We start from the raw sequence: 296 nt of genomic DNA on the forward strand, positions 1-296 counted from the left end.
CCTTAATTTTCAAATCAAGTGCAACAAGTGTGAAGCTTAAACCAAAAGTAAGTCTATTAGCTTAGCGAGGCGACAGCCTACTGTTTTATTTCACCTGCTTAGCTATTCCTACTTCATTTTCAAGTGATTTCTTGGCCGAATGGTATCCAAGGATTCGCCGATATTTATTGTTTAAAGCATTTTGAACTAGCTGTACTTCTTAGGTATCACTTGCTTAAGTGAGTGACCTTTTGGCAAGAATTCACGTATCAGACCATTTGGATGCTCGTTACTTCCACGTTCCCAGGGCGAAGAAG

1 pseudogene is annotated in these 296 nt (G+C 39.9%); it reads right to left on the bottom strand.

The features are described from left to right. Window positions 1-85: 85 nt before the first annotated feature. Window positions 86-296: pseudogene (locus tag FC65_RS12985) on the bottom strand (IS30 family transposase); the annotation flags it as partial.

The sequence above is a fragment of the Ligilactobacillus acidipiscis DSM 15836 genome, assembly GCF_001435755.1.
In the GTDB taxonomy this organism is placed as follows: domain Bacteria; phylum Bacillota; class Bacilli; order Lactobacillales; family Lactobacillaceae; genus Ligilactobacillus; species Ligilactobacillus acidipiscis.